The sequence below is a fragment of the Vibrio sp. Vb339 genome (assembly GCF_902751245.1).
Taxonomy (GTDB): domain Bacteria; phylum Pseudomonadota; class Gammaproteobacteria; order Enterobacterales; family Vibrionaceae; genus Vibrio; species Vibrio coralliirubri.
Genome location: NZ_CADDIS010000009.1, coordinates 37,276 through 62,159 on the forward strand (window position 1 = coordinate 37,276; position 24,884 = coordinate 62,159).

Below are 24,884 nucleotides of genomic sequence, written 5' to 3' on the forward strand. Positions count from 1 at the left end.
AGGAGTACTTCAATCAGCGAATAAAATGTATTTAGCTTTTAGGCAAAACTATTTAATTCAATTTTCCCAATAACACCTGAGGGTATTTCCTGATTATATTTTTACTTAATAAACCCACAGTGGGGAATTGAAATAAATCTATGATATTAATAGGTATTCCAAGCTGTATCTTTATTTCCTTGTGTACTTTACTCATTAATAATGAATTACCTCCTGCATCAAAGAAATTCTCATCTCGAGCAATCTTTTTGACATCTAAAACCGATTGCCAGATTGAGAGAACACGGTTTTCAATTTCAGGTGTAATATTGGATTTATTAGTCGACATGTTGCTAGAACCTTTGTGTTAGTGAGCGTTTAAAGCTGACTTGCTAACTTTCCCATTAGGAAGTGTGGGTAAGCTATCAACTGAGTAATACTGGGAAGGTTGCATATAATAAGGCAATACTTTTGCCAATTGTTCTTTGATCACGTGTACATCAACGTTGGACTGCTGAGAGGGCACATAAAAAACTGTCAGATAAAACACCTTGCCGTCATCGCTGCTATCAACAGTCACCGCCGCGTGAGAAATACAGGGCATTGCTTGCAACTGAGCTTCAATTTCAGCCAACTCAATTCGATGACCTCTCAGTTTAATTTGTGAATCGGTTCGGCCATGGAACAGTAATACACCGTCTTCTCTGGCACTCACTAGATCACCAGTGCGATACATTTTCTTTCCCCTCTGCTTAGCAAAAGGATGAGCAACAAATCGCTCTTGAGTAAGGTCAGCACGTTTGAGGTAACCTTTCGCCAGAATATCTCCGGCTAAATATAATTCACCATATTGCCCTTGCTTTACGGGTTGCTGGGCTTCGTCTAAGATAAGCACTTCTGCGTGTGGAATCGGGCGACCAATAGGCACAATGTTTTCTGCGCACTGCGACTGACAGTACCAATGACAGGCAAAAATGGTGGCCTCAGTCGGCCCATAGAGATTGTGAATATGACCCGGATACTGAACTGACAGATCATCCACCAAACGCTGCGGCAGCGCTTCTCCACCAGAGAATATATGCTCTAACGACGTACATTTCTGCAATACATCCGCATCGACTATGATACGCAATGCGGTTGGCACAAACTGAGCCACTGTTACCTGATGCTGCTCGACAAAGTCAGCCAATAGTACAGGATCATACTTAGCATCTTCAGCAATCAGCGCGCAGCTTGCTCCTACCATCAGAGGCCAAAGCATTTCCCAGACTGAAATATCAAAACTGAATGTGGTCTGACTCAGTACCCTGCTATTCGCCGTCAGGTGAAAGGCGTCTTGCATCCAGTTGAGGTAATTCACCACCGTATGGTGCGCAATCATCACGCCCTTAGGCTGACCAGTTGAACCAGAGGTATACATGATGTAACACAAGCTCTGTTCATCTATCTGTGGTAAATCTGGAGTTGTAGCGCTAGAAAAATCTACGCTGTTCACATCCAACGTTGGAAGCTGATTGCTAAACCAATCTATACTATTCAAATTGTCAGTGATCACTAGTTTCGCTTCTGAGTGCTCAGCCATATACACAAGGCGTTCGCTTGGGTAATAAGGATCCAGCGGTAAGTAACAGGCCCCTGACTTCAATATACCTAATATGGTTGCAACTAGGTTATTGCAGCGATTCATGTAAATGCCGACAACATCACCTGGTGTAATACCAGAACGAATCAATAACTGGGCAATATTATTAGCACGTAGTTCGAGCTGGCGGTATGTGATGTTTTCGCTGTCACTTCGCAGAGCTATATTATCCGGTGTTTTGGCGCACTGATGAGAAAACTGACGGTGGATCAACTTTGACATAGTATTCATCTCCCCATATTCAATCGTTATTCATCTCCAGCTCCCAACGAGCCGGAGGCTAGGCACTCCAATCCGGGTTACAAAGATAATGTGTCTGAAATCAGAGCCAAGTATTGTTTTGCTAGCAAGATAACCTGCTGTTTAGTAAACGCCGTACTTTCATAATCGAAATTGAGGGTAAACTGCTCGCCGTCATCGACAGTTAAGGTCAAATCACACCGAGCGGATGGCTCAACGATATGTTGAACTTTCATGCGACAACCTTGCACCTCAACGACTTCCGGCATCGCAGACAAATAGTTAAACATGACAGGGAAACGCAGTTTGTCGAGCCAGCCTTTACTTCGCATTTCATCAGCAAGTTCTAGGTAGGACACCGACTGATTTTCTATCAACGAGTAGATCACTTTGCTACTGGAATCAATCAAGCATACAACGCTATCCACCTGATCAACCTGTTCGTGATAGGTCACCATGTTGACAAAACAGCCGAGCTGACCATCGTGCTGACAAAGAGCCCGATTAGAGACAGGCAGGCCAATCGTTATATTGTGATAACGAGTTTCGTGGTTTAAAACGAGATTGAACAACGTGAGTAACACGACATAAGCCGTTGTATTATGATCATGTGCAAAGTCTTTTATCGCTTGACTAAGTGGCTGAGAAAGTTCAAGTACATAACCTTGTGGTAACGGGTAATTCGTTCTTGGATATAACAAACTATCCACCCCTTTTGTCAGATAACGATTCAATGTCGACAACCAAAATTGCATCTGGCTCTCTTGATCCACCATCGCGCCGCGATGCTGTTTCAAGCTCAAATGATGTTGATAATGCTGCGCAAAGCCATAATCTCCTACCACATAAGCACGGTAAGCCTGAACAAATAGATCAAAGAATATGCCAATGGAATCATGATCAAACACGGCGTGGTGAACACGTATAACAACCACATGTTCATCGTCATTTTTACTCAATAATGCCAGGCGAATTGGCGGCTCTCTGTCTATATCGATGTACGGCATGTCCGCCATACCCAGCAAATCACAATGCGAAATTTCACTAAGCTTGCCCGACATATACTCAACCTTGCGGTGCTGTACCTCTACTTTATCCGCACCAAAGCCACCTTCTTTAGCCGTAAAGCTATCGGGGTCAAATTGAGTGGTCAAGATTGGGTTACTGACCAACACCCGATTGAGGCACCATTCCACACCTTCCGTACTTGTCTTTCCTTCAAGGTGAATACAAAACGCTGGCTGGTAGGCTTTCGGGTTAGCGCTGGTTTGTTCTAACGTCAAAAAATAAGCCTGTTGCAATGTGAGCGGTTCGAATTGTGCTTCTTGATTGTCTTCATTTGGAACGGAAATCGCATCTTCCAAGTCATCTGCCAGATAATAAGGTACTACTGCTGCCAACTTACGCGGCGTTGCATTACTGAAGAAGAGCTTGAAATCTATCTCGCTGTAGAGGCGGCGTCGAATCAGAGTTCTGGCACGCATCGCCTGTAAGGAGCTCCCACCTAAGTCAAAGAAGTGATCATCAACCCCTAGCCCACTAAAACCGAGTACTTCTTGCCAGATGTCCACTAGGTCCCGTTCAAGGTCATTAGCGGGTACGCTACAATCATAGTTCAGGTCAGGTCTTACGGACGCGGGCTCGGGCAGACGAGCACTGTCTAGTTTTCCATTAGGTAACTTTGGAAAACTTTCAAGGTAAACAAATTGAGCGGGCATCATAGCACCCGGACAACGCTCGCTAAGGAAAGCACGTAGATCCCAAGCGCTTGGTTTTTTGTCCGTCAGCAAGTAAGCTACCAGCCCACCATTGACCATTCTCACCGCAGCGTCGGCAATTTCACCATGCTGGCGAAGATTAGCTTCTATTTCGCCTAACTCAACCCGCACACCGTTAGTTTTCACCTGACGATCTTTACGACCAAGGCACACCATTTCTCCATTTGCGTTGAACTGACCTAAATCTCCGGTGCGATGCGCACTTTGGCCGCGATATGAGAAAAAGCACTCTGTGTTCAATTCCGGTCGATGGCTGTATCCACGAGCCACTCCTGGGCCGCATATACAGATTTCGCCCACACTACCATCTGTCACTAATGCTCCCTTTTCATCGAGTATAAAGAGTTCACTTCCCGCCAACGCTTTGCCTATGGTCACGGGCTGATCTTTGTCTAACTCCGTAAACGCGCAGTTTGCTACGGTTTCAGTCGGACCGTATAAGTTAAACAAACGCACATTCTCAATACTGTCGAAGCTACGCTGCTTGATATCTTCGCCAACAGGTTCACCGGATAGAAAAACAGTTTCAGGCAGTAGCAACTCGCTATCGACAGAGCAACGATAATTCAGTAATTCGTTCCATATTGTAGGGACACAGTAGATCGCAGTGTTGGATCGATTCTGATACCAATCAAAGAGTCGTTGTGGGTTATTCAAGATACCCTCAGGGAGAATATGCAGGGTGTCACCACGCAGCAACGGAGCAAATAATTGAGTCACCGCAGCCGCAAAGCTTAGAGAGGACGTGAGCGGTAATATTGCCTGAGTTTCTGGCCATAAGTCGTGGTTAAACCAATCGAGATAATACGCCATACTGCCATGTTCAACTTCCACCCCTTTTGGCACGCCTGTCGAGCCAGATGTATAAAGCGTATAAGCCAAATCAGAATGGCTTACCTTCGGCAATAATTGACAGTTTAGAGTACCAGCTAGATCAAGTGCTGCTACATTAAGTTTGTCTATATCACATTCAGCCATGCTCGGTTTCTTGATCAAAAGCTCATCTGTAATGATGGCGAATGCACCGGAGTCATCCAAAATGTGCTGAATGCGTTTTGTCGGCTGAAACGAAGAGAGGGGCACATAACTGAACCCTGCTTTCATTACCCCAAGAAGCACCACAGGTAATATAAGGCTAGGTTCAAGGTAAACCGCCACTTTACCTTTATCGCTATCAGGATATTGACTAACTAAGTAACTCGCTAGTTGGTCTGATTGCAGCTCAAGCTCAGAATAGGTCAGCGACATGTCTTTGTAGATAACCGATGTTGCCTCAGGGGAAATCAACGATTGCATCGAAATAGTTTCAAATACAGGATTGTTATTTTTCACAATATTTACCTCGCTAATTAAGGTATTTCTGAAATCGAATGATAATATATTCTGGTTGGCTGGCCGACTTCTTACAAATGAAACCTATACATAAAAACTTAGGATTTAATTAAGACAACAATTTTATTTTAATTATCAAATCCCAAAGACATAGATAAATAAAAAACAACACAACAAGTTAATTGGAATGCGACATTGCTACAACAAACCACAATCAGACGTGAAAAACACTTTAAAGCTAGTCGAATTTATTAAGCAAATAAAATCAACATGTTAAAATGACAAAACATTCAATAGGAGCATGCATCGGAACTAATACTCTGCACTCGTTCAACCTTAATTAAATATTAAGTTTTCAAGGCTAGCTTTCTAAATACATAATGAATAGTGGTTTTATGAGGTCGTTTATGAGTAATGTCGAGTCCACTAAAAAGATATCTGAAATCATGATGCTGCCTCTGGCAGCCAAAGCGCTCAATGTAGCCGCAGAGCTGGGGCTTGCCGACTTATTAAAAGAGAGCGCGCTTGACATCAACGAACTCGCTGTAGCTTGCAATGCGGACAAGACTGTCCTGCTAAATATGCTTAAAGTTATCGAGCTGTTTGGTTTTTTTGATATTGAAGATGATCGAATGATCAGCAATAACACGCATTCAATGTTACTTGTTTCCGATCACCCTCAATCTATGCAACATTTTTGCCGTTTGTTTGGCGAAGAGTATTATCGTGCCTATGAGGGGCTAATCTATACCTGTAAAACCGGAAACTCAGGGCTCAAACACATCTATGGCGAAACACTTTACCAGTATTTGAAATCCACCCCTTCTCGCTCCTCCGTGTATGATCTTGCTATGCGTGACTTTTCAAGACCAGTGGGCGCAGAGCTCGCAAGAGTTTTTCCAGATACGTTCAGGTTTGCTGGTAGCTTAATTGATATTGGCGGTGGAAGCGGCGTTATTACTACAGAGTTACTCCATCGCTACGAACATTTGTCTGGGTGTATCTTTGACCGAGAGGAGGTATGCGAGCAAAGTTGGCGGTATCTGCCTAGTGACATTCACGACAGAGTTGAGGTTTGCTGCGGTGATTTCTTTGATTCTATCCCCTCCGGCTATGATATTTATCTACTGAAAAATATCCTGCATAATTGGAATATGCAATCTTGTAAAAAAATACTAGACACGGTTTCTCAATCTTTAGAATACAACCGCTTACTGATTATTGAGCCTCTAGTTGAAGACGGAGAGCGCTCTCCACGATTGCAGTTCAACGCCCTATTCCAATCGGTCATCTGTGAAGACGGTACCCATCAACGCAACTTAAATGATATGGAAAAGCTACTCACCAAGTCGAATCTACGTGTAGCCCGCAGTGCGAAACTCACTACAGGTCACACAGTGATGAAAGGTTAGCCTAAAGTCACATACCAAATATTCACTAAACAAGTTACAAGAAAGTTAAACTATTAATAGTATTTAATACTTACTGTCATAATGCTCACTAAAACTTTTGATTCTCGTCCTTAACATTAAACAAACGATCCATACACGCGGAGCGCTCCTACGCTAAGTTTATGACTCCTCTCAACCAAGAATGTGGCTAGCCTTTATTCATACTCCCCTCCAAATTTAATCGTTTTACATCCTAATTATGGCCCTGCTTTCAACCTCCTCACTATATTGTAGGTTTGCACCTAGTAAGAAAGCGGTAATATCTATGCGTTTTTAAGAATCTTTGTGAAAAATGCTCGTTTGAGGTGTCCCGTAGAAGCTAATTATATTCAATCTATTTGATTTAACTGCTACACATTTGCTCCGCTTGAATGACAAATCGTTTGGCATCTAAAGAAATCCAACCGTCACCCATTGGGAATGAGTGACGGTAAATAATTACAGGGAAGATAGCTAGAATATTCCTACATGTTACGAGAAATATACTGACGTTTAAGGTGTCAACTTTTTCGTTAAAGACTTGAGCTATATATCAACCCGCAGAACTAACATTATTTCCATCTCCTTGAACAACAAAATACAACTTATATGTTCAGATAATACTCACTTAGATATAAGAACATAAAGGAAAATGTATAACCAGCAATACAATATCCTTTCTGGTGTTTTGTAAATATTAGTTTCCATAATTGGAATTTTACAACCACTCAACATACATGCAACATTAAACGTGATTAGCAAGTAAAAAGGGATAAATAAATAATGGATAAAACTCTAATAGCACTATCAATACTACTTATAACTGGGAATGCTCATGCCGAGATTACAGCTTATGAAAAAAATGGCATTAAAGTTGGTGTATCCTCAGATGTCGAAGTACAAGCATTTCAAAGCAGAATAAATACAGACCCCAATAACAAGTTTTACAATGAAGATTTAACTTTTCGTCTTGATGATGGCGATTTAGCTCTTAATATCACCGCTAATATCAATGATAACTTAAAAGCTATTGGTACAACTGGTTTTAAGTATGAAGACAAAAAAGTTGAAAACGACGATCTATTTGTTGGATTAAAACATGAAAAATTAGGTACCATTACTATAGGTCGACAAGCGACCCTAGTTGATGACTCCGGGATAACAAATGATATTGAATTTGGGCTAGGCTTCACAGGCACTGATGGAACATCAACTAATCTATTTTCAGTAACAAGCGGCGACCAAGTTGCCAAATATAAATTTAAAAATGATAACTTCTGGGCCGGTCTTTCTTACTCTCAAATACAAGATAGAAAAAAAGATACAGATAGCTCTATCAAAATCACTGATAATAAAGCTGTTGATATTGGTGCAGGTGTAATCATTGCTGATGCTTCGTTTAATGCTTACGCTCAAGATGTCGATTTCGATCAGACAAGCAAGAAAGGCAGCCAAAAAACATATCAACTTGAATCAACGTATAAAATCAACTCTATTAAATTAGGAGCATCTTATGCGGATAGTGATATCAAACTTACATCCAAAAAATTTGATCTGAGCGTTATCAATCTAACTTCAGCCTACACTCTTGGTAAAACAACATTCGCAATAGGCGCCGATTTTGGCGAAATAAAATCAAAATCAACAAGCGAAAAACTTAACAATTACTATGCCAATGTTACCAATAAAGTCACTGACAACGTCAAGGTTTATACTGAGGTAGGTTATCTTGATGCAGACAAACTAGAAAAAGCAGCGAAGCTTCAAGGTGCTAACCTTGAGCTAGGTTATGTTGTTGGTATGGAGGTTAAATTCTAATTCACTATCGTGACTTTAGAATTAAATTACACCCTTCTTTTACTCGCAGTGACTTCACTGGCCGTTTAAGAATACTTAGATGGAAAAATCCCTATTGACAACGTTGATGGGGATTTTTATGTTCGATTGATATCCCTCCCCCTTATGGTGTTTTTTAAACTCATATTAAATAAAACATTTACTAGGATTGGCTAATACTATTTAACCAACCTCAACATCGACAAGTAATTCATAACGGCAATATTTTCTCAAACCAACACCTTTGACCAACCCACCCTAACCTGTTGATAGTTTGATGAAAATTAAAAATCATTAACTATATTTCCCACCATTTAGTGACGTCTAAACTTTACTCACGCAAAGTTTTCCATTTTCATTTGCTTCTATTTATCTACTAAGCTTACATCGGCGTATTTTTAATCAGAAAAATGTTCTATAAAACCACAAACGCGTTGCATAAACACCACCCATTGATTATCAATTACGCAAAATAACATTTACAAAATGATATTAACAACTTTATCACCACAATGCTATGTTGAAGCAAACAAACCAACATCAATAAAACATTTACTACAAATAACACATCTTTAGGAGTTGTTACAAGCAATCGTTTTTTTACAAATATAACACTATGACTTGGGAGTATATACAGTGTTCAGTTCTTTCTTTCCTAAACCTAAATTGTTTTTTATTAGCTTTGGTATTTGGTCTTTATTTTGCATAATTAGTTGGTATTCCATCGTTAAAGACACGGGTTTTAGTTACAGTTTAGGTCACCTTATTGGTATTCAATTCCCTAAACCTTTATCAGGAGATGCAACAGAGGCTATAAAGACACAGTTTCAAGCAAGTATGAATATTGCTGAGAACGTTTGGCTCTATCAGTTTATGGCTTTCTGTTACCTCTCATTTATCGGAGGATGGATGTTCTTTGGTGGGCAAAAATGGGCAAAATGGTCTGTTTTAGGCTCCGCTATTATTATACTTGTCACTTGGTTTCAAGTTGAAGTAAGCGTTATGCTTAATGAATGGTATGGAGAGTTTTATAACCTTATTCAAAAAGCTCTCACTGCTCCTAACACCATTACACTTACCAAATTTTACTCCGAGCTATCTACTGTTATTGTTTTATTAATGGCTGCAATTATGGTGTCTGTAGGTAATGCTTTTTTTGTCAGTCACTTTGTCTTTCGTTGGCGTACAGCGATGACAGAATATTATGTATCAAAATGGCAAGATATTCGTCATATAGAAGGCGCAGCTCAACGTATCCAAGAGGACACCATGCGTTTTGCTTCAATTATGGAAACTCTTGGAGTCAGTCTTTTACGCTCAATCATGACGCTTATTGCTTTTCTTCCAATATTATGGAGCTTATCGGAATATATCACAGAATTACCTATTATAGGAAAGGTTCCTCAAGCACTAATTTTTGTTGCTATAATTTGGTCTATCTTTGGAACCGTTATTATATCTTTAACTGGCGTCAAACTTCCTGGTTTAGAGTTTAATAACCAAAAATCAGAGGCGGCTTATCGAAAAGAATTAGTTTACGGAGAAGATAATAATGATAGAGCTCAACCGATAGAATTAAAAAAGCTTTTTACTAACGTACGTAAAAATTATGTAAGACTATATATACACTATGTTTACTTCAATATTGTTCGATATAGTTATCTTCAATTTGGGAATTTTATCCCTTTCATCGCATTAGCCCCTTCTATTGTAGCTGGTACATTTACACTTGGGATCATGCAAAGAGTTATGAATGCTTTTAATCAAGTAGAAGACTCTTTTCAATATTTAGTTAACTCTTGGACGACTATCGTTGAACTTTTATCCATATACAAACGTTTGAAAGCTTTTGAACATAGTATTAATTCTGATAAGTAATAATAAATCTTAAATTAGCTAATCAAATAAGGTAAGAAAAAATCAAAACATTCTAATAACAAAAGGAAAAATTATGCTTTCACATACTAAAACATGGTTATCGTTAGTGGCTATTACGGTTTCAGCTACTGGCTTTAGTTCCACTGTATTCGGAGCGGAGCCTTCTGTGCTTACCATCCATCCAAAAGAGTTCACAACTTTCATTCGCAACTTCAATCCGTTCCTAGGTTCAACCAACCTCCATACAACAACGGAGTTTATCTATGAACCTTTAGTAATCTTTAATGAAATGCATAACAACAGTCCAGTGTTTCGTTTAGCTGAAAGTTTCAAGATGTCAGAGGATCTCACAAGTGTTACATTCGATATTCGAAAAGGCATAACGTGGTCTGATGGTAAAGATTTCACCGCTAACGATGTGCTGTACTCTTTCAATCTCGTTAAACAATACCCCGCCTTAGACCAAAGTGGAATCAACTCAATAATCTCGAAAGTAGAAAAACTAAACGACTACCAGATTAAATTCTCTCTGAATGAAGCAAACTCCAATGCTCCATATGAGATTGTTAAAGTTCCTATTGTTGCTGAGCATGCTTGGAAAGATGTCAAAGACCCTACGGCTTTTCTGAATGAGACCCCTATTGGTACTGGTCCATTCACTGAAATAACGACATTTACGCCTCAATTATACGTACAGTGTAGGAACCCTAACTATTGGGATAATAAGGATCTTAACATCGATTGTTTGCAAGTACCTCAAATTGCAAACAACGATCAGTTCTTAGCAAAACTGATAAACTCAGAGCTAGATTGGTCGTCTTCCTTCGTACCTAATATTGATCAAATTTACGCTTCAACATCTCCTACTCACCATTACTGGTATACCCCTGCCGGGACACAGTCATTTATGGTTAACTTCAAAAATAAAGATCCAGCGAAAAAAGAAGCACTGACGAACCTAGATTTCCGTCGCGCTTTTTCTATGGCCATTGACCGTAAAACCATCATCACTCTTGCTTTCTATGATGACGGTACAGTAAATGACTTTGCTTCAGGTCTTGGTTATACGTTCTCATCTTGGTCTGACGAAACCATACATAACAAATACAAGAAATATAATACTTACAATGTTCAAGGCGCTAAGGTTTTATTGAAAAAAGCTGGTTTCCAAGATATTGACGGAGATGGATTCGTAGAAACTCCTTCAGGCAAATCATTTGAATTATTGATCCAATCTCCAAATGGTTGGACTGACTTTAACAACGCCGTTCAACTTGCTGTGGAGCAGTTAGCAGATGTGGGAATAAAAGCGAAAGCAAAAACCCCAGATTTCTCTGTTTACAATCAATCCATGCTAGAAGGTAACTATGATGTAGCTTACACAAACTATTTCCTCGGTGCTGACCCATATACTTATTGGAATAGCGGTTATAACTCAGCCCTTCAATCTGGAAACGGGATGCCTCGGTTCGCAATGCACTTCTACAAAAATAAAAATCTAGATAAATTACTGAATAGCTTCTATAAAACAGGTAGCAAACAGGAACAACTTAAGATCGCGCATTCAATTCAAAAAATCATTGCTGAGAATCAGGTGACAATTCCTGTTCTTTCGGGGGCTTATACATATCAATACAACACTACAAGGTTTACTGGTTGGTGGAATAGCAAAAATCCAAAGGGACGCCCTAGTATCTGGGCCGGTGTACCAGAACGCTTACTGCATGTACTAGATTTAAAACCCAAAATATAGCGGGATTTTGTGTCACATTCGTGACGCTTAGAACTCTATACTGCTATTTTCACAGGATCACAAACATTCATTCCTCATGTGATTTCAACGATGGAACCACTACGGAAGAAGCCATACCGACGGTTAACAACAAAACTTTCTTCGAGACCGTCTGCAAAACGATTTTAAATTTTTAATAGACATAAAAAATCGGAAGCTTAAAAAGCTAGCTTCCGATTATCTCGCACTGTCACCGCTCCTAAACTGAGCTACATTACAGCTCTGTAGCAGGACGCGTCATTACTTTGGGTTGACCTTTTCAGAGACAAACTGAACTATCTCGTCATACATTTCTACAGGTAAACGACTCAGTTCAATCTTCAACACTCTCTTGTCGCTACTACGAGATACTTTAACATACTGATTTTTATCATCAAATATAGCCAGCGGTTCCGTATCCCAAGACACCTTAGCCTTGTTTTTTGAAAGCTTAGCCTCAATCGCGTCCAGTACCAATTTTTGTTTATCCTCAACATTTACCGCATTATCGAGGTTAAATTGAAGCGAACTCACAAAACATGAAACTGTCATATTCTCTTTCACTAACAGCCTTTCAGCTTTCGTGAGTTTGGCGTAATAACTATTTGGAATACCTTCACAGTCAGGGAACACCTCTATCAAACGCTGATCAATCACTGCCGCTGCAAAGCGCTTACGGCATGTTTCACGACCTATATTCAAGTAATCAGCAAGCTCAACAAGTTTATTAAAACCTTGTTCTTTCATTATACTTGGATATTCAGCGCCCAACTCTCGATAAGAAAGGCGCTTAACGGACTGAGTAGTACCTATAAAAGCAATAAGATCAACTTTTTCCACTTCCCCTTCAAACACCCATAAAGGTAAATCTTTTTTAGCATGAAGACAGGTAAAACGACGGCGCGAGCTGTCGAGCAGCTGATAATTACCAAGTTCGTCTTTGGTTGCTACACCTTCGGTGTGCACACCCTCTTGTTGAATACTTGGTAAAATATCACGCACAGAATCCAAAGTAAGCGACTCCTGGCGACGTGGGTTGAGGGGATGAATAACAGTTTTGTTTTCAAGCTCTTCAGCTTTAACAATCACACGCTCCGCGGTTACGGTTTTACCACTCGCAAAGGTGAACACTTTCTTTGGGCTTTCAGAGTTTGTACGCTTACCCAATTGGTTACCTTGGTTAAAGCCTATGCGTTTATCTTGTGGTCGTAACATGTTATAACCCCTTCGTTGCTAGCTGCTTGATTTCGGTAATAAACTGATGGTACACAGCATTAACGGATGTCATAGCTAAATCAAACTGCTTACCGCTGCAGATTTGCTCGGACTTACGAATATCCAGTACAGTTCGATTACTTTCTGCTGCTGCAACAAATGCTTCAGAATGACGAATAGCGGTAGATAACAAATGCCCTTGTGCCGCACGTAACAATTTATCGAAGACCTTCACTTCATGAGCACTCTTTTCATCAAAGTTCACCGGTAGAAGTTTTGCCCATTTCAAATTTTCACCTTGAGATGGTAGTGCTTTGAAGGTACCTGGCATAGTGGCCATATAATTGCTGGTCGAAGCAAAGTCAAATTCGCGTGGCGTAACTGGTATTAGCACTGCATCAGCAGCTTCATTCACAGCCCATAGTATTGGTGAGTTCTGTGGTGGAGTATCAATAAAAATCAAGTCGTACTCCTCTTTGAGTACGGGTAAGATTTTTTCGCGTAACACACTCACTAATTGTTGCTGACCAGCTTCGTCTACTCCCCAGTAACTATCGACGAAACGTTCGTCTGACGGGAACGCAGGAATGACATCTAAATTGGGTAAATGTGTCTTAAATGGAATGGCTTTAACTAGTTCATTGTAGTTAAAATCATTGAGATACTGCGCAAAATCACCTTCTGGCTCTAAATCTGCCAACGCGACATCGACTGCCGTCATATACACCGACTCATCGTCAGCTTGATGGATAAGGCTCTGCCCAGTAGAGCCTTGTGGATCTAAATCGATAACGAGGCAACGTGCATTTAGGTTTAAGTCAAGTGCTGCCGCTGTCGCGAGAGTCACCGTTGTCGTGGATTTCCCCGTACCGCCTTTATGGTTCTCTACAACAATAGTCGTAGGTTCGAAGCGTTGGCTGTACTTAGGAAAGCTCATGAATTCCATCATATTTGCCACATCAAAACGGTTATACAAATGAGTGCGGCCTTGGATTATCGGTGCACCAATAATCCCCTGCTCTGTCGCTTCATCTATGCGAGTGTTAAAAGTTACACGCGATAAACCAAACAACTCTTGCAACTCTTTCTTCTTGAGCGAATGATTGTAGATCAAACGGTCGACACTTCCTTCAATTTCAGTGTCGGTCACTTTTATCTGCATCCGCTCTTTAATTACCGCTTTGAGATCGGCCTGCTCTTGCTGCATACGTTCACATACCAGCTCGAGTGAATCTATGATGGTCGTCATGGGGTGTCCTTAATACCTAAATCGCTTTCAGATACTATAGTACACACAAAAACAAAATTAAACCCTAAATGCATCAATAAAACCGTTTAAGGTTTAATTTATTATAAAAGGAAAGTATCGATGGTGGTTGTAAACACTACCAATACTATTTTTAACTACTTAAGTGTTTTACAAACGTCACCTGATAGCGAAGCGACAATAGGATAAAACACTCAATGGGAAAGACCATTTGATATCAACACATTCAGACAAACAGAAGGGGTTAATTCGACATTAAACAAGCCCAGCGACTAACTCGAGTAGCAACACTAATAGACAAAAGTATTGCGCTGTCCGACAGAGATCTTCTTACAGAAAACGGAAAGTAGCATTTCTATATCTGAATGTAAGCTTGAAGGAGTAGAAGAACGATATGCAGCCAGAATTATTAACCCCAAATAAATCATAAAGTGTATTAGTTCAGACTAGATCTGACACTTCAATTTGAAAAGAAGAGAGTTACCCACTTTGATTAAAGGTGCTTAGTCATCAATCAAAGACAAATAAGAGGTAACTCTCATGCATCATACTAGCAATCCAATCATTAAACACAAAGCTGGGCTTCTCAATCTTGCAGAAGAGCTTGGTAATGTATCTAGAGCCTGCAAGGTTATGGGGGTGTCTCGAGACACGTTTTATCGCTATCAAGAGTTAGTTGAAACTGGCGGTATTGATGCTCTGATTAATCAGAGCAGAAGAACACCAAACTTAAAGAACCGAGTCGATAGTGAAACTGAACAAGCCGTCCTAAAATACGCCATCGACTTTCCTGCTCATGGGCAAGTTAGAACAAGCAACGAACTGCGTAAACTGGGGGTCTTTATCTCTCCAAGTGGCGTGCGCTCAATCTGGCTTCGCAACGACCTAGAAAACTTCAAAAAACGCCTCATTGCATTAGAAAAGCAAGTTGCTGAGAACGGTATCATTCTAACGGAAGAGCAAGTCGCTGCTCTAGAACGCAAGAAGCATGATGATGAAGCTTGTGGTGAGATAGAAACAGCACACCCAGGCTATCTAGGCTCTCAAGACACATTCTATGTTGGCAACCTTAAAGGTGTTGGGCGTATCTATCAGCAGACGTTCGTTGATACCTACAGCAAAATAGCGTTCGCAAAGCTCTACACGACAAAAACACCAATCACGGCAGCAGATATGTTGAATGACAAGGTTCTGCCGTTCTTCGAGAATCATAAACTGCCAATGTTGAGAATCTTGACTGACCGAGGTACTGAATACTGTGGTCGTGTTGATCAGCACGACTACCAACTCTATCTAGCCATCAATGATATCGACCACACGAAAACGAAAGCGATGTCACCACAGACAAATGGTATCTGCGAACGCTTCCACAAGACCATATTGAATGAGTTCTACCAAGTCACATTCAGAAAGAAACTGTATGGTTCGATGGAAGCGTTACAGAAAGATCTGGACGAATGGATGGACTACTACAACAATCATCGTACCCATCAAGGAAAAATGTGCTGTGGCAGAACGCCAATAGAGACATTAGAGGATGGGAAATCAATCTGGGCTGAAAAGAATCTAGCCCAGATATAATCTGACAGGCACCAAGTCGAAAAGCGGGTAACTGTCAGATCAGGTCTGAATTAGTACACATAAAGTTAATACAGGCTCGAGTATACACGGAGTACTTACTGCTAAAATCCTATGTGGAGTTGACCAGAATCCTTTTCCCCAGATGTCTATCATCATTAACTATGACTTGTTCATTCACATCAACGCTACCGACAAAGTATTCTAGCAACAAAACAATGTTCTCTTTCTAATAAACCGTACTTAGCCAACTGAGCGTTTTTCGCCTATGGCGTGAGATTGGCTTTTTAGCTAAACCATAGCATCTAAGGTACGGCATTTAAGTGGCGTGACATCATATGTAGATGCCTCTCATCAAAAACCTATATTTTCTATTTCTTCGCCGTAACTTCGGCACAACCCTCCATAAGTAGCCGTACATACCAGGACTCAGGACCTTTCGATAAATTTAACGCTTAAATACTTTAAGAAACTGTTGATGTCACCTACAGCATAGTTGTTGTACTTCACTCTCTAACCATTCCCCTATCTCTCCGCTTCATTATCTAATAAACATGTCTTTCCCCGTAATCGGTTCGAACTTAACCTTCTCTTCTACATTAAGCACGACGATATCAATACATCGACGATCACGTAAGCCAAGCTCATTAGACATATGGTATTTATGCTGGTCCATAGAAATAATCCTTCTAGCACGATTACTCCTCTGTTCACCGTGATAAGCACTTTCTTTAAATACAGCCGTATTGAACTTACCGTCAATGCGCAAAGTGACCTACCAATTGAAAATAGTGCTATATAGATAATGCATTAGTGATTGGGATAGGATTTTAAAGATTGAACTTTGCATGTGAGCTGTATTTATTGCGGTGCTCAATAATTGGAATAAGATGATTTGACAGCAAAGATACAATCCCTATGGAACTAAAGTATTATGCTGCTATTTCTTTTAAAGACAGGAGTCTCAATTAACCTTTTATTGTAGTTTAGTTTAACAGAGACAGGCGGCAGCTATCCCTCTTCTTCATGGCAAAAGCAAACTCATCCGCCTAACATTACGAATTATAAAAACGATATACTCATAACTGACTTAAGGCTAACTTACAAATCTCTTATTAAAATAGGCGAGAAAATACTTAGAACTCTTTTACATTAAGATAAGCTTCCACCAAGACATTTCATAAGATCACTTATCCATTAGCTTCCTTATCTAGAGATTCGTTACACTGTATCTTTTTCAAAAACAACTTCCCAAACAGTACTTGGGAGCTAATTTTAATTTTCAGCCCTAAACCACCGACTTCCGTAAATGGTAATTTACCTACTTTCCAGATATAGCAAGAAATCTCCCACCTACGTAATAATTTGATCCAATGGATGTCATTTACTATCACTCACTCTAAATGCATAAAAACCGCGAAGTTTCAAAGATATCTGTGCTCCTTGAATACTTCCCTCCTTATTGGGAAGTGTGTGCAACGACTCTCTTAATGCACTGCAGCAGCCATTGTAATAGTGAGATCCCTGAACAATTAACTGAGTGCGCGCCGGCACACACCTCCCACGTTTAACCAAACAACCCCCATTGTCCCCAGGGAACGAGGAGGGTTCGAGCGACTCAATAGCGGCTACAATCGTTGCAGTCATTAGCCCCCTGCACTTTTTAACTGAGCGGACGCCGGGCCACACCTCCCAGATTTCACCAAACAACCTCCATTGTCCCCAGGGCGCAGGAAAGGTTTAGGGAGCTCTGGGACGCATCAGTCATTGTAATCGGGAGTTCACTGCACTTTTTACTGAGGGGGCGCCGGGCTACATCTCCTACGTTTCACCAAACAACCCCCATTGTCCCCAGGGAACGAGGAGGGTTCGAGCGACTCAATAGCGGCTACAATCGTTGCAGTCATTAGCCCCCTGCACTTTTTAACTGAGCGGACGCCGGRCCACACCTCCCAGATTTCACCAAACAACCTCCATTGTCCCCAGGGCGCAGGAAAGGTTTAGGGAGCTCTGGGACGCATCAGTCATTGTAATCGGGAGTTCACTGCACTTTTTACTGAGGGGGCGCCGGGCTACATCTCCTACGTTTCACCAAACAACCCCCATTGTCCCCAGGGAACGAGGAGGGTTCGAGCGACTCAATAGCGGCTACAATCGTTGCAGTCATTAGCCCCCTGCACTTTTTAACTGAGCGGACGCCGGGCCACACCTCCCAGATTTCTCCAAACAACCCCCATTGTCCCCAGGAAACGAGAAAGGTTCGAGCGACTCAGTAGCGGCTACAATCGTTGCAATCAGGAGATCACTGCACTCTTTAACTGAGTGGGCGCAGGAAAGGTTTAGGGAGCTCTGGGACGCATCAGTCATTGTAATCGAGAGTTCACTGCACTTTTTAACTTGGTGAAACGTAGGGGCTATACCTCCTACGTTTCACCAAACAACCCCCATTGTCCCAAGGGAACGAGGAGGGTTCGAGCGAATCAGTAGCGGCTACAATCGGTGCAATCAGGAGATCACTGCACTCTTTAACTGAGTGGGCGCAGGGCCACACCTCCCACGTTTCACCAAACAACCTCCATTGTCCCCAGAAAGCGGGGAAGGTTTAGGGAGCTCTGGGACGCATCAGTCATTGTAATCGAGAGGTCACTGTACTTTTTAACTGAGGGGGCGCGGAGTACACCTCCTACCTTTCACTAAACAAACCCCATTGTCCCCAACAAAAAGAGAAAATACGATCTTAAGATACTTTGCAGCTGGCTTATTTAACCAGAGCTAAGCAAAACAACAAACTCATATTGTTAGTTAAGTATTTTAATTTATCCCACTTACTTACTGTATTTAGGGATTTTTAAAGCTATGTTTTTGATAATTGGAGATCTAAAAATCCCATAATTTATAATGTGTTTACTTCTTTTCATTTGAACCATACCGTTGAATATTATTCTATTTCGTTCCTCTAACACCCTTCAAAATTGAACAACCGAAGTATCTATTTACTAAATATTATACACTCTGGCTTTGTTACATAGTTCAGTGAAGCTAAACTAAAAACCTATAATTACCCTCAATTACACTCCCTTTCATAACCCTAAACCTAGCAACAAGCCAACCAGTCACATATCAATAGTGCCCTTTTTCTTTTGGATTGCAGACACAAACCAAACAAAATAAGCTCGTAGACCACATTAGTTCAGCTATCACAACAGTCATTATTGTAAATAATGTTATTTATATAAATGAAAACACTACAAAGATTTATTGATTCAATGTTTAACTTTGTCCATATTCCATTAAGCTATTCTCATTACATCTACATCAGTCTTAGGGACAAAGAAAGTAAGGTATTATTTAGAGTTAAAAGGAGGGGAACATATCAACACGTAGCGATTGATACGACAACTTTGAAGTCTCAAGCTTGAATGAAAAATAAGAAATGTAATGTTTAGCTAAAACAACACATTACAAATAGAGAAATACTTCCTAACTTACTAAAACAAACGCGCTAGCGTATTCGTAAAAATTACGACACGATAGTTAGTCATAATGGAATTAAAATTAAATTAAACTTCGTACATATTTCTCCGTAAAAAGGGAAATATTTAGCGGCCTTGTTGCTTAAATCGATGGAACTAAATCAGGAAGCTACGATCTGATCGGATACACCCATCAATCGTCGTAGTCTCATGCCTAAACCTCGTTACAAAACAACTAACTGGAAGCAGTATAATAAAGCCTTAATCAACCGTGGCTCTCTGACCTTTTGGATTGATGAGGAGACGATAGCCGAGTGGAAGCAAAACAAACAAGGCAAGCGTGGTAGACCTCGCCGATTCAGCGACTTAGCCATTACTACCGCTCTGATGGTGAAACGCCTTTTTTCTATGCCATTGAGAGCGCTGCAAGGTTTTCTAGACTCCGTCTTTAAGCTGGCTAACATCCCTCTGGTTTGCCCACACTACACCTGTATAAGCCGTCGTTCTAAGGATGTTGAGGTTTTATTTAAAACTAAAACCAGAGGTGCGATACAACACCTAGCCATTGATGCCACTGGTCTCAAGGTTTATGGCGAAGGTGAATGGAAGGTCAAGAAGCATGGAACTGATGGGAAGCGCAGAGGCTGGCGTAAGCTGCACATCGCAGTAGATACAAGCACCCACGAAATAGTCGCAGCAGAGCTGAGCTTATCTAAGGTAACCGATGCCGAAGTGCTCCCCAACTTACTCAATCAGACACGTCGGAAAATCATTGAGATATCAGGTGATGGCGCTTATGACACAAGGAATTGCCATGATGCCATACGGATCAAGCGAGCTGTTCCGCTCATCCCGCCAAGAGAAGGGGCAGCCTTCTGGGAACAAGGGCATCCTCGTAACTTAGCGGTAGGTTGCCAGAAGCTCTACGGCTCCAACAAGAAGTGGAAAAAGCGGTATGGCTATCATAAGCGCTCTCTATCAGAGACCGCAATGTACCGAGTAAAACAGCTACTAGGTGGGACATTAAGCCTGAGGAACTACAACGCTCAAGTTGGCGAGACTTACGCTATGATCAAAGCCTTGAATAAGCTTACAGGGCTTGGTATGCCTGAAACACAGTATATCGATTAAAAATTAAGCTCGATGGGGCAGGCATGCCTTCTCTCTGAATTAAGCAACAAAGCCATATTTAGCTCCCATTAGCAAAGAGCAAAATCGAAACCACAGATGTTTACTCTCAGAAACGGCTATACAACAAGTTAAACGAATACTTAAAAATAATTAACCTAAAAAGTTACAATACACTGTATAAAGCTTAATTACAGCATGATAAAACGTGAATTCACTTCAAATACATTTGCATAACAAAGACCCAACCCCCTCAACTTTTATCAAACATTAAGTTAACTAAAATCCACATATCATTATTTAGTTCATCCACTATTTCAGTATTAAACTAATTGCTGAATAAGTGGCAATAATTCAGTTAAGCTGTACTAAATACTCTTTTAGTTTCTAATACAATCAAGTAGGCCATCTATTTCGAAGACATTAAAATATCAGCCTAGGATCTTTATGCATTTAGTTCTACGTAAAACAGATTTTTCTAAACTTCAAAGTATAAAGGCCATTTTATCAATGGTATAAGAATCGATGAAGAGATCATCAAAATACAAATATTAACTTAATAAGCAACATCAAAACCTCTAGGGTTTGATGTTGCTTATTAAGTAACCAACTAAACCTAAGTGAAGTTGGTATTTTTTTTAAACTAGATCCTAAAGGTTCTAGTTTCTTAGTTAATGGCTAATAATATCGACATTTACCGATATGGTATCAACATCCACCGAAGTTATATTAACATCTACCGAATAAATAGAAATATCTAACGATCTGTCATATCGACATTTACCGATACTGGTGTGATTGGTATAAGTATTTACCGATCATAACCACAAAAAGATCACAACTAATTGAATTCGACGATCAATACCAGTTAAACAAGCCAAAACAGGATCCAAACAGCCCTTTTAGATGGAGAGAAGATCATTGTCACACATATCAACATTTACCGAAGTGTATAAATATTTACCGATTGTTATGGCTATTTTTGTGATTAGGTATGAATATTTACCGATCACATATAGATATCTGCCGAATTTAGTGAGTTAGTAGTACCTATCTGTTACAATAACACTATCGCATTATTAGGTAATGATCATGGCTACAACATCTAACTCTAGTTTGACAGTTGTTAATGAAGAGGATCGTAAAAATCGGTTCATCTCATCCATTCTGTTTTCTAGAGCTACTATTTTTCATCCAGCCTCACGTTTAACATCAACAATGCAATCAAAACTTATAGAGATTGCGCAAAGCGGTGGTACAGATCCTAACTACCCATTGGAAAGCGTGAACATTAATAGCTATGGAAAAAACTTCAGAGTTGACCTGCATGTTGATTATTTACTTCAACCACATCGTGATATTCTAGAAACTATGCTGGCGTATGCTCAAACAATTCAACTAGACAATTCTTCTTATGATGCTGGAGCTCGTTTGACTTGGTCACAGGTGTACCAAACTATCACTGATGGCGATATCTCAGATACTCAACAAGATGGCTTCGACTCTTTTATTGATCGAGATGCGACAGTTTTATCTATGAGTATGTACGAACTTGCCACTCGTATGGGTATGGCAACCACTCGTGCAAATTATGACCAAATAGAGCGTCGTATTACTCAATTAGCAACAGCTCACTTGGTGATAAATGAACTTGATGAAGAACAGAACATACTAGACAAAAAACCATTAGAATTTGTTCAAGACTACCGTTTTTATTGTGACCGAAGTAAATTCAAAATAGGCCGTAAAAACAGTAAGAATCTTACTAATCATGTCTTTTTGGTTCCTGATATCCGTTTGTTGCAAGCGATACGCGACCATGGCTATTATTATCGATTAGAACAACATAAAATGACTAACTACAGTAAACCGTCCGTACGTTCGTTTTTAAAGTACATTACCACGCATAAAGCTGAGTTTTTACATAACAAGAAGTTTGAGTGGGCACTTGATAGTTATATTCAATCTATTGCTTCGAAAGTCAGTCATAGCTTCCGTAGTGATCTCAGAAAAGATTTGTTAGCCAATGCAGTACAAATTGAAAAAGATTTTAGCCTCCAATTTCGCGATGTCGGTAATGGAATTCAAATATTCTATATTGGCGGGGGAGAGTAATGATCACTCAATCTCTTGATAGCTTGATGTCTTCAACTGCAAATCAGAACTTGAGCTTCAGTTTAAAAGGGTTGCTTAAAGGACATGTAGGTATGTTGATTGCTGCACCTAATGTCGGTAAATCTCATCTTGCTCTTTGTATAGCAATGGAGCACGCTTCTTCAATGTCTTTATTAGGGATGAGTGCAGTTAACAAACCTGCTAAAACCTTGGTATTGAGTTCAGAAGATAGTGCCGGTGTCATTCAATCTAGGATGAAAGACAAGTTGGCTAACTGTACTCCCACCATTAAGTCAGAGCTAAAAAATAATCTCCACTTTTTGACCGATATTGAACCAGTAGTGATTCCGCCTGATAGTTCGGCACAAGAGCAGGCAGAACATAAGCGGTACCTAGAACTACTTAAAGAAACTTTTTCGGAATTTGACTTAGTGATCATCGATACCGTGACAGAGTCAATAGGCCGTTGTGAGGAAGTAAAACACGATCGCTTAATTAAAAATGTTTTCCAGGATCTTGCTAGTGAATCAGGGGCTAGTTTGTTGCTTGTTCATCATGTGAACAAAGATGAGATACGTGGCACTCAAGAAATTACCATGGCATCAGGTGCTGGTTTGACGTCGATAATGCGTTTAACAAAGTGCTTGTTTACATTAAAGAAAAACAAAGAATCTTTGTCGATTAAGTACCTCAAGAGCAATTATTTACCCGAAAATGAAAATCTAGAATTTGCGGTTGAAGTGAGGCAAAGCCTTACTATTAATCCACAGGTATTTAATTTGAAATTTAAGGCGTCTAAGTTTACTCGCGCAGCTCAAAGCATTAAACAGAATCCTAAAAAAATCACGTTGCCTGGTACTATTCCTGAGCCGGCAGAAATTGAAGAGCGTAAAAATCTTAGAGACGTTTTATAAGCGATTACTTCTATCAAATCTCGTTGATACACAAATCATCAAGCTTTCTATCCACGACTCATAACACTAAAGTGCTGAGAAAACTCAAATGTAGGTATACCCGAGTAAAGTCGTTCACGATCAAGCAAAATATTTGAAATATTGTTGAGGTCGTGCATGGAAAGCTAAGCGGTAGATCATATGGTACGAGGATTCAAATCTATTAAAGCTGCGCATACCAAGTTGAATATTACTTCGAGGTCTTTCTTAGTGTTCACTAGAGTTTGTCTTTAGGTATTTGACAATAATGTCGCTTCGTGTAGGAAAGAAACTTTACCAAATCAGTGGAACAGGGTATGAGTCACATAGGTTATGTAGATTGGAATAATACTCTAATACATTGCTATTTTAAGGGGCTCACACAGGTTTGCATTTTTTAGCACTAATAAAACAGGTGTGGATTATGTTAGAAAACCAACAGCACCCAGCGACATTTTGATGTTTTTCTTTTATCAATAGGCTTGTTTTTCAAATATATTCTGAGGCGATCAAAAGCTAGCTCTTTACGCAATTATCAAGTGATATTTCCTTTAATCGCTTTCGCTGGATACTCAATGGCCTATTTTATTTCAAATGGCACCATTTCAACTCCGAACTTATTTATGGTATGCCCATTGGTGTGGAACTGCTTTTATAAGTTATACCAATTTTAAGCAGATTTTCTGAATGAGGCGTTTCCGTTAGTCGCTTGACCATTTATAGTTGATTTATTTACTAGGGGCCTGACTGCATAAGAAGTCACGTTGCTATAAAGAATCTTCCTATGGCTTACCAGAAGCACGAAGGTTGTTTACTGTAAGATGTGAACACTGACAAGTGAGTAGTTCATACTATCAGCAAAGTTAAAATTTGCTCTGTTAATACGCTTTAACTTTGTATTCGTATAATTGACGATTATTTGTGAACTATGTCGGACTTTTGAGTGGGTTTCTTGGTGAAGAGATTACGTTGCCAAGGAGAGAAATGGTTGCGTTACGGTATTTACATAAGTTCGAAACACCAATAGTTGTATAAATTTGATCAGTACATGAATGGTGTTATTGATTTTATCAATAATCTCTATTTTGCATACTAAATAGTACAGTTGTACTATTTGAATAACCCTACGAGTATCTCCTTAATGTATTGATGGTTTACTAATGTTTTTGTTCAAAAAAAACATTACCAGAGAGTGAACATTGTTTTCCATATTATATATTAAGTCATCTTATCTATACCTGCGGTAGAATTAATATTTTTATTTATACCAGATTTTTATACTAACTCTGG

At 40.0% G+C, this 24,884-nt stretch carries 14 protein-coding genes; 8 read left to right on the top strand and 6 right to left on the bottom strand.

Annotation, left to right across the window (positions count from 1 at the left end):
- Nucleotides 1-52: 52 nt before the first annotated feature.
- The 3 genes from HRQ85_RS23625 to HRQ85_RS23635 all read right to left on the bottom strand — a co-directional run bounded on the left by HRQ85_RS23625 (nt 53) and on the right by HRQ85_RS23635 (nt 4,971).
- Entirely contained in the window at nt 53-328 is a 276-nt protein-coding gene (locus HRQ85_RS23625) for a phosphopantetheine-binding protein (protein ID WP_172380731.1), read from the bottom strand.
- A gap of 18 nt (nt 329-346) precedes the next feature.
- Nucleotides 347-1,843, bottom strand: a complete 1,497-nt coding sequence (locus HRQ85_RS23630) for a non-ribosomal peptide synthetase (RefSeq protein ID WP_172380732.1) — start codon at nt 1,841-1,843, stop codon at nt 347-349.
- A gap of 77 nt (nt 1,844-1,920) precedes the next feature.
- Entirely contained in the window at nt 1,921-4,971 is a 3,051-nt protein-coding gene (locus HRQ85_RS23635) for a non-ribosomal peptide synthetase (RefSeq protein ID WP_172380733.1), read from the bottom strand.
- A 407-nt stretch (nt 4,972-5,378) separates the two neighbouring features.
- On the opposite strand from HRQ85_RS23635, the gene HRQ85_RS23640 reads away from it, so the two are divergent.
- From HRQ85_RS23640 to HRQ85_RS23655, 4 genes are all read left to right on the top strand, one after another.
- Entirely contained in the window at nt 5,379-6,383 is a 1,005-nt protein-coding gene (locus tag HRQ85_RS23640) for a methyltransferase (RefSeq protein WP_172380734.1), read from the top strand.
- Nucleotides 6,384-7,184: 801 nt separating this feature from the next.
- On the top strand, nt 7,185-8,219 hold the full coding sequence (locus tag HRQ85_RS23645; protein ID WP_172380735.1) for a porin: 1,035 nt from the start codon (nt 7,185-7,187) through the stop codon (nt 8,217-8,219).
- A gap of 654 nt (nt 8,220-8,873) precedes the next feature.
- Nucleotides 8,874-10,115: a peptide antibiotic transporter SbmA gene (gene sbmA / locus HRQ85_RS23650; protein ID WP_172380736.1), complete on the top strand. Its 1,242-nt coding sequence runs from the start codon at nt 8,874-8,876 to the stop codon at nt 10,113-10,115.
- Nucleotides 10,116-10,188: 73 nt separating this feature from the next.
- A complete protein-coding gene (locus HRQ85_RS23655; protein ID WP_172380737.1) occupies nt 10,189-11,868 on the top strand; it encodes an ABC transporter substrate-binding protein in 1,680 nt (559 codons plus the stop codon).
- 279 nt (nt 11,869-12,147) lie between these two features.
- Here HRQ85_RS23655 and HRQ85_RS23660 read toward each other — a convergent pair whose 3' ends face one another.
- Together HRQ85_RS23660 and HRQ85_RS23665 are read right to left on the bottom strand one after the other, a co-directional pair.
- Nucleotides 12,148-13,101, bottom strand: coding sequence for a ParB family protein (locus tag HRQ85_RS23660; protein ID WP_172380738.1), 954 nt, complete (start codon nt 13,099-13,101; stop codon nt 12,148-12,150).
- Nucleotide 13,102: 1 nt separating this feature from the next.
- Entirely contained in the window at nt 13,103-14,350 is a 1,248-nt protein-coding gene (locus tag HRQ85_RS23665) for a ParA family protein (protein ID WP_172380739.1), read from the bottom strand.
- 558 nt (nt 14,351-14,908) lie between these two features.
- On the opposite strand from HRQ85_RS23665, the gene HRQ85_RS23670 reads away from it, so the two are divergent.
- Nucleotides 14,909-15,949 (top strand): IS481 family transposase, encoded by a 1,041-nt coding sequence (locus tag HRQ85_RS23670; RefSeq protein WP_172380740.1) that lies wholly within the window; start codon nt 14,909-14,911, stop codon nt 15,947-15,949.
- A gap of 538 nt (nt 15,950-16,487) precedes the next feature.
- Here the strand turns inward: HRQ85_RS23670 and HRQ85_RS26425 are convergent.
- Entirely contained in the window at nt 16,488-16,622 is a 135-nt protein-coding gene (locus HRQ85_RS26425; RefSeq protein WP_301540146.1) for a hypothetical protein, read from the bottom strand.
- 3,007 nt (nt 16,623-19,629) lie between these two features.
- On the opposite strand from HRQ85_RS26425, the gene HRQ85_RS23680 reads away from it, so the two are divergent.
- The 3 genes from HRQ85_RS23680 (at nt 19,630) to HRQ85_RS23690 (ending at nt 23,576) form a co-directional block, all read left to right on the top strand.
- Nucleotides 19,630-20,550 (top strand): IS5 family transposase, encoded by a 921-nt coding sequence (locus HRQ85_RS23680; protein WP_172380742.1) that lies wholly within the window; start codon nt 19,630-19,632, stop codon nt 20,548-20,550.
- Between the two features lie 1,089 nt (nt 20,551-21,639).
- The gene (locus HRQ85_RS23685; protein WP_172380743.1) at nt 21,640-22,662 is read left to right on the top strand and encodes a DNA mismatch repair protein; all 1,023 of its coding nucleotides are present in this window, start codon (nt 21,640-21,642) and stop codon (nt 22,660-22,662) included.
- Nucleotides 22,662-23,576, top strand: a complete 915-nt coding sequence (locus HRQ85_RS23690) for an AAA family ATPase (RefSeq protein ID WP_172380744.1) — start codon at nt 22,662-22,664, stop codon at nt 23,574-23,576. The genes HRQ85_RS23685 and HRQ85_RS23690 overlap by 1 nt, the downstream gene beginning before the upstream one ends.
- The last annotated feature ends 1,308 nt before the right edge of the window (nt 23,577-24,884 follow it).

Excerpts from the sequence above, each read along its gene's own strand:
- HRQ85_RS23690 (WP_172380744.1), top strand. The coding sequence starts at position 22,662 with ATGATCACTCAATCTCTTGATAGCTTGATGTCTTCAACTGCAAATCAG.
- HRQ85_RS23680 (WP_172380742.1), top strand. The coding sequence starts at position 19,630 with ATGCCTAAACCTCGTTACAAAACAACTAACTGGAAGCAGTATAATAAA.
- HRQ85_RS23625 (WP_172380731.1), bottom strand. The coding sequence starts at position 328 with ATGTCGACTAATAAATCCAATATTACACCTGAAATTGAAAACCGTGTT.
- HRQ85_RS23630 (WP_172380732.1), bottom strand. The coding sequence starts at position 1,843 with ATGTCAAAGTTGATCCACCGTCAGTTTTCTCATCAGTGCGCCAAAACA.
- HRQ85_RS23640 (WP_172380734.1), top strand. The coding sequence starts at position 5,379 with ATGAGTAATGTCGAGTCCACTAAAAAGATATCTGAAATCATGATGCTG.
- HRQ85_RS23670 (WP_172380740.1), top strand. The coding sequence starts at position 14,909 with ATGCATCATACTAGCAATCCAATCATTAAACACAAAGCTGGGCTTCTC.
- HRQ85_RS23665 (WP_172380739.1), bottom strand. The coding sequence starts at position 14,350 with ATGACGACCATCATAGATTCACTCGAGCTGGTATGTGAACGTATGCAG.
- HRQ85_RS23645 (WP_172380735.1), top strand. The coding sequence starts at position 7,185 with ATGGATAAAACTCTAATAGCACTATCAATACTACTTATAACTGGGAAT.
- HRQ85_RS23685 (WP_172380743.1), top strand. The coding sequence starts at position 21,640 with ATGGCTACAACATCTAACTCTAGTTTGACAGTTGTTAATGAAGAGGAT.
- HRQ85_RS23655 (WP_172380737.1), top strand. The coding sequence starts at position 10,189 with ATGCTTTCACATACTAAAACATGGTTATCGTTAGTGGCTATTACGGTT.
- HRQ85_RS26425 (WP_301540146.1), bottom strand. The coding sequence starts at position 16,622 with ATGGACCAGCATAAATACCATATGTCTAATGAGCTTGGCTTACGTGAT.
- HRQ85_RS23660 (WP_172380738.1), bottom strand. The coding sequence starts at position 13,101 with ATGTTACGACCACAAGATAAACGCATAGGCTTTAACCAAGGTAACCAA.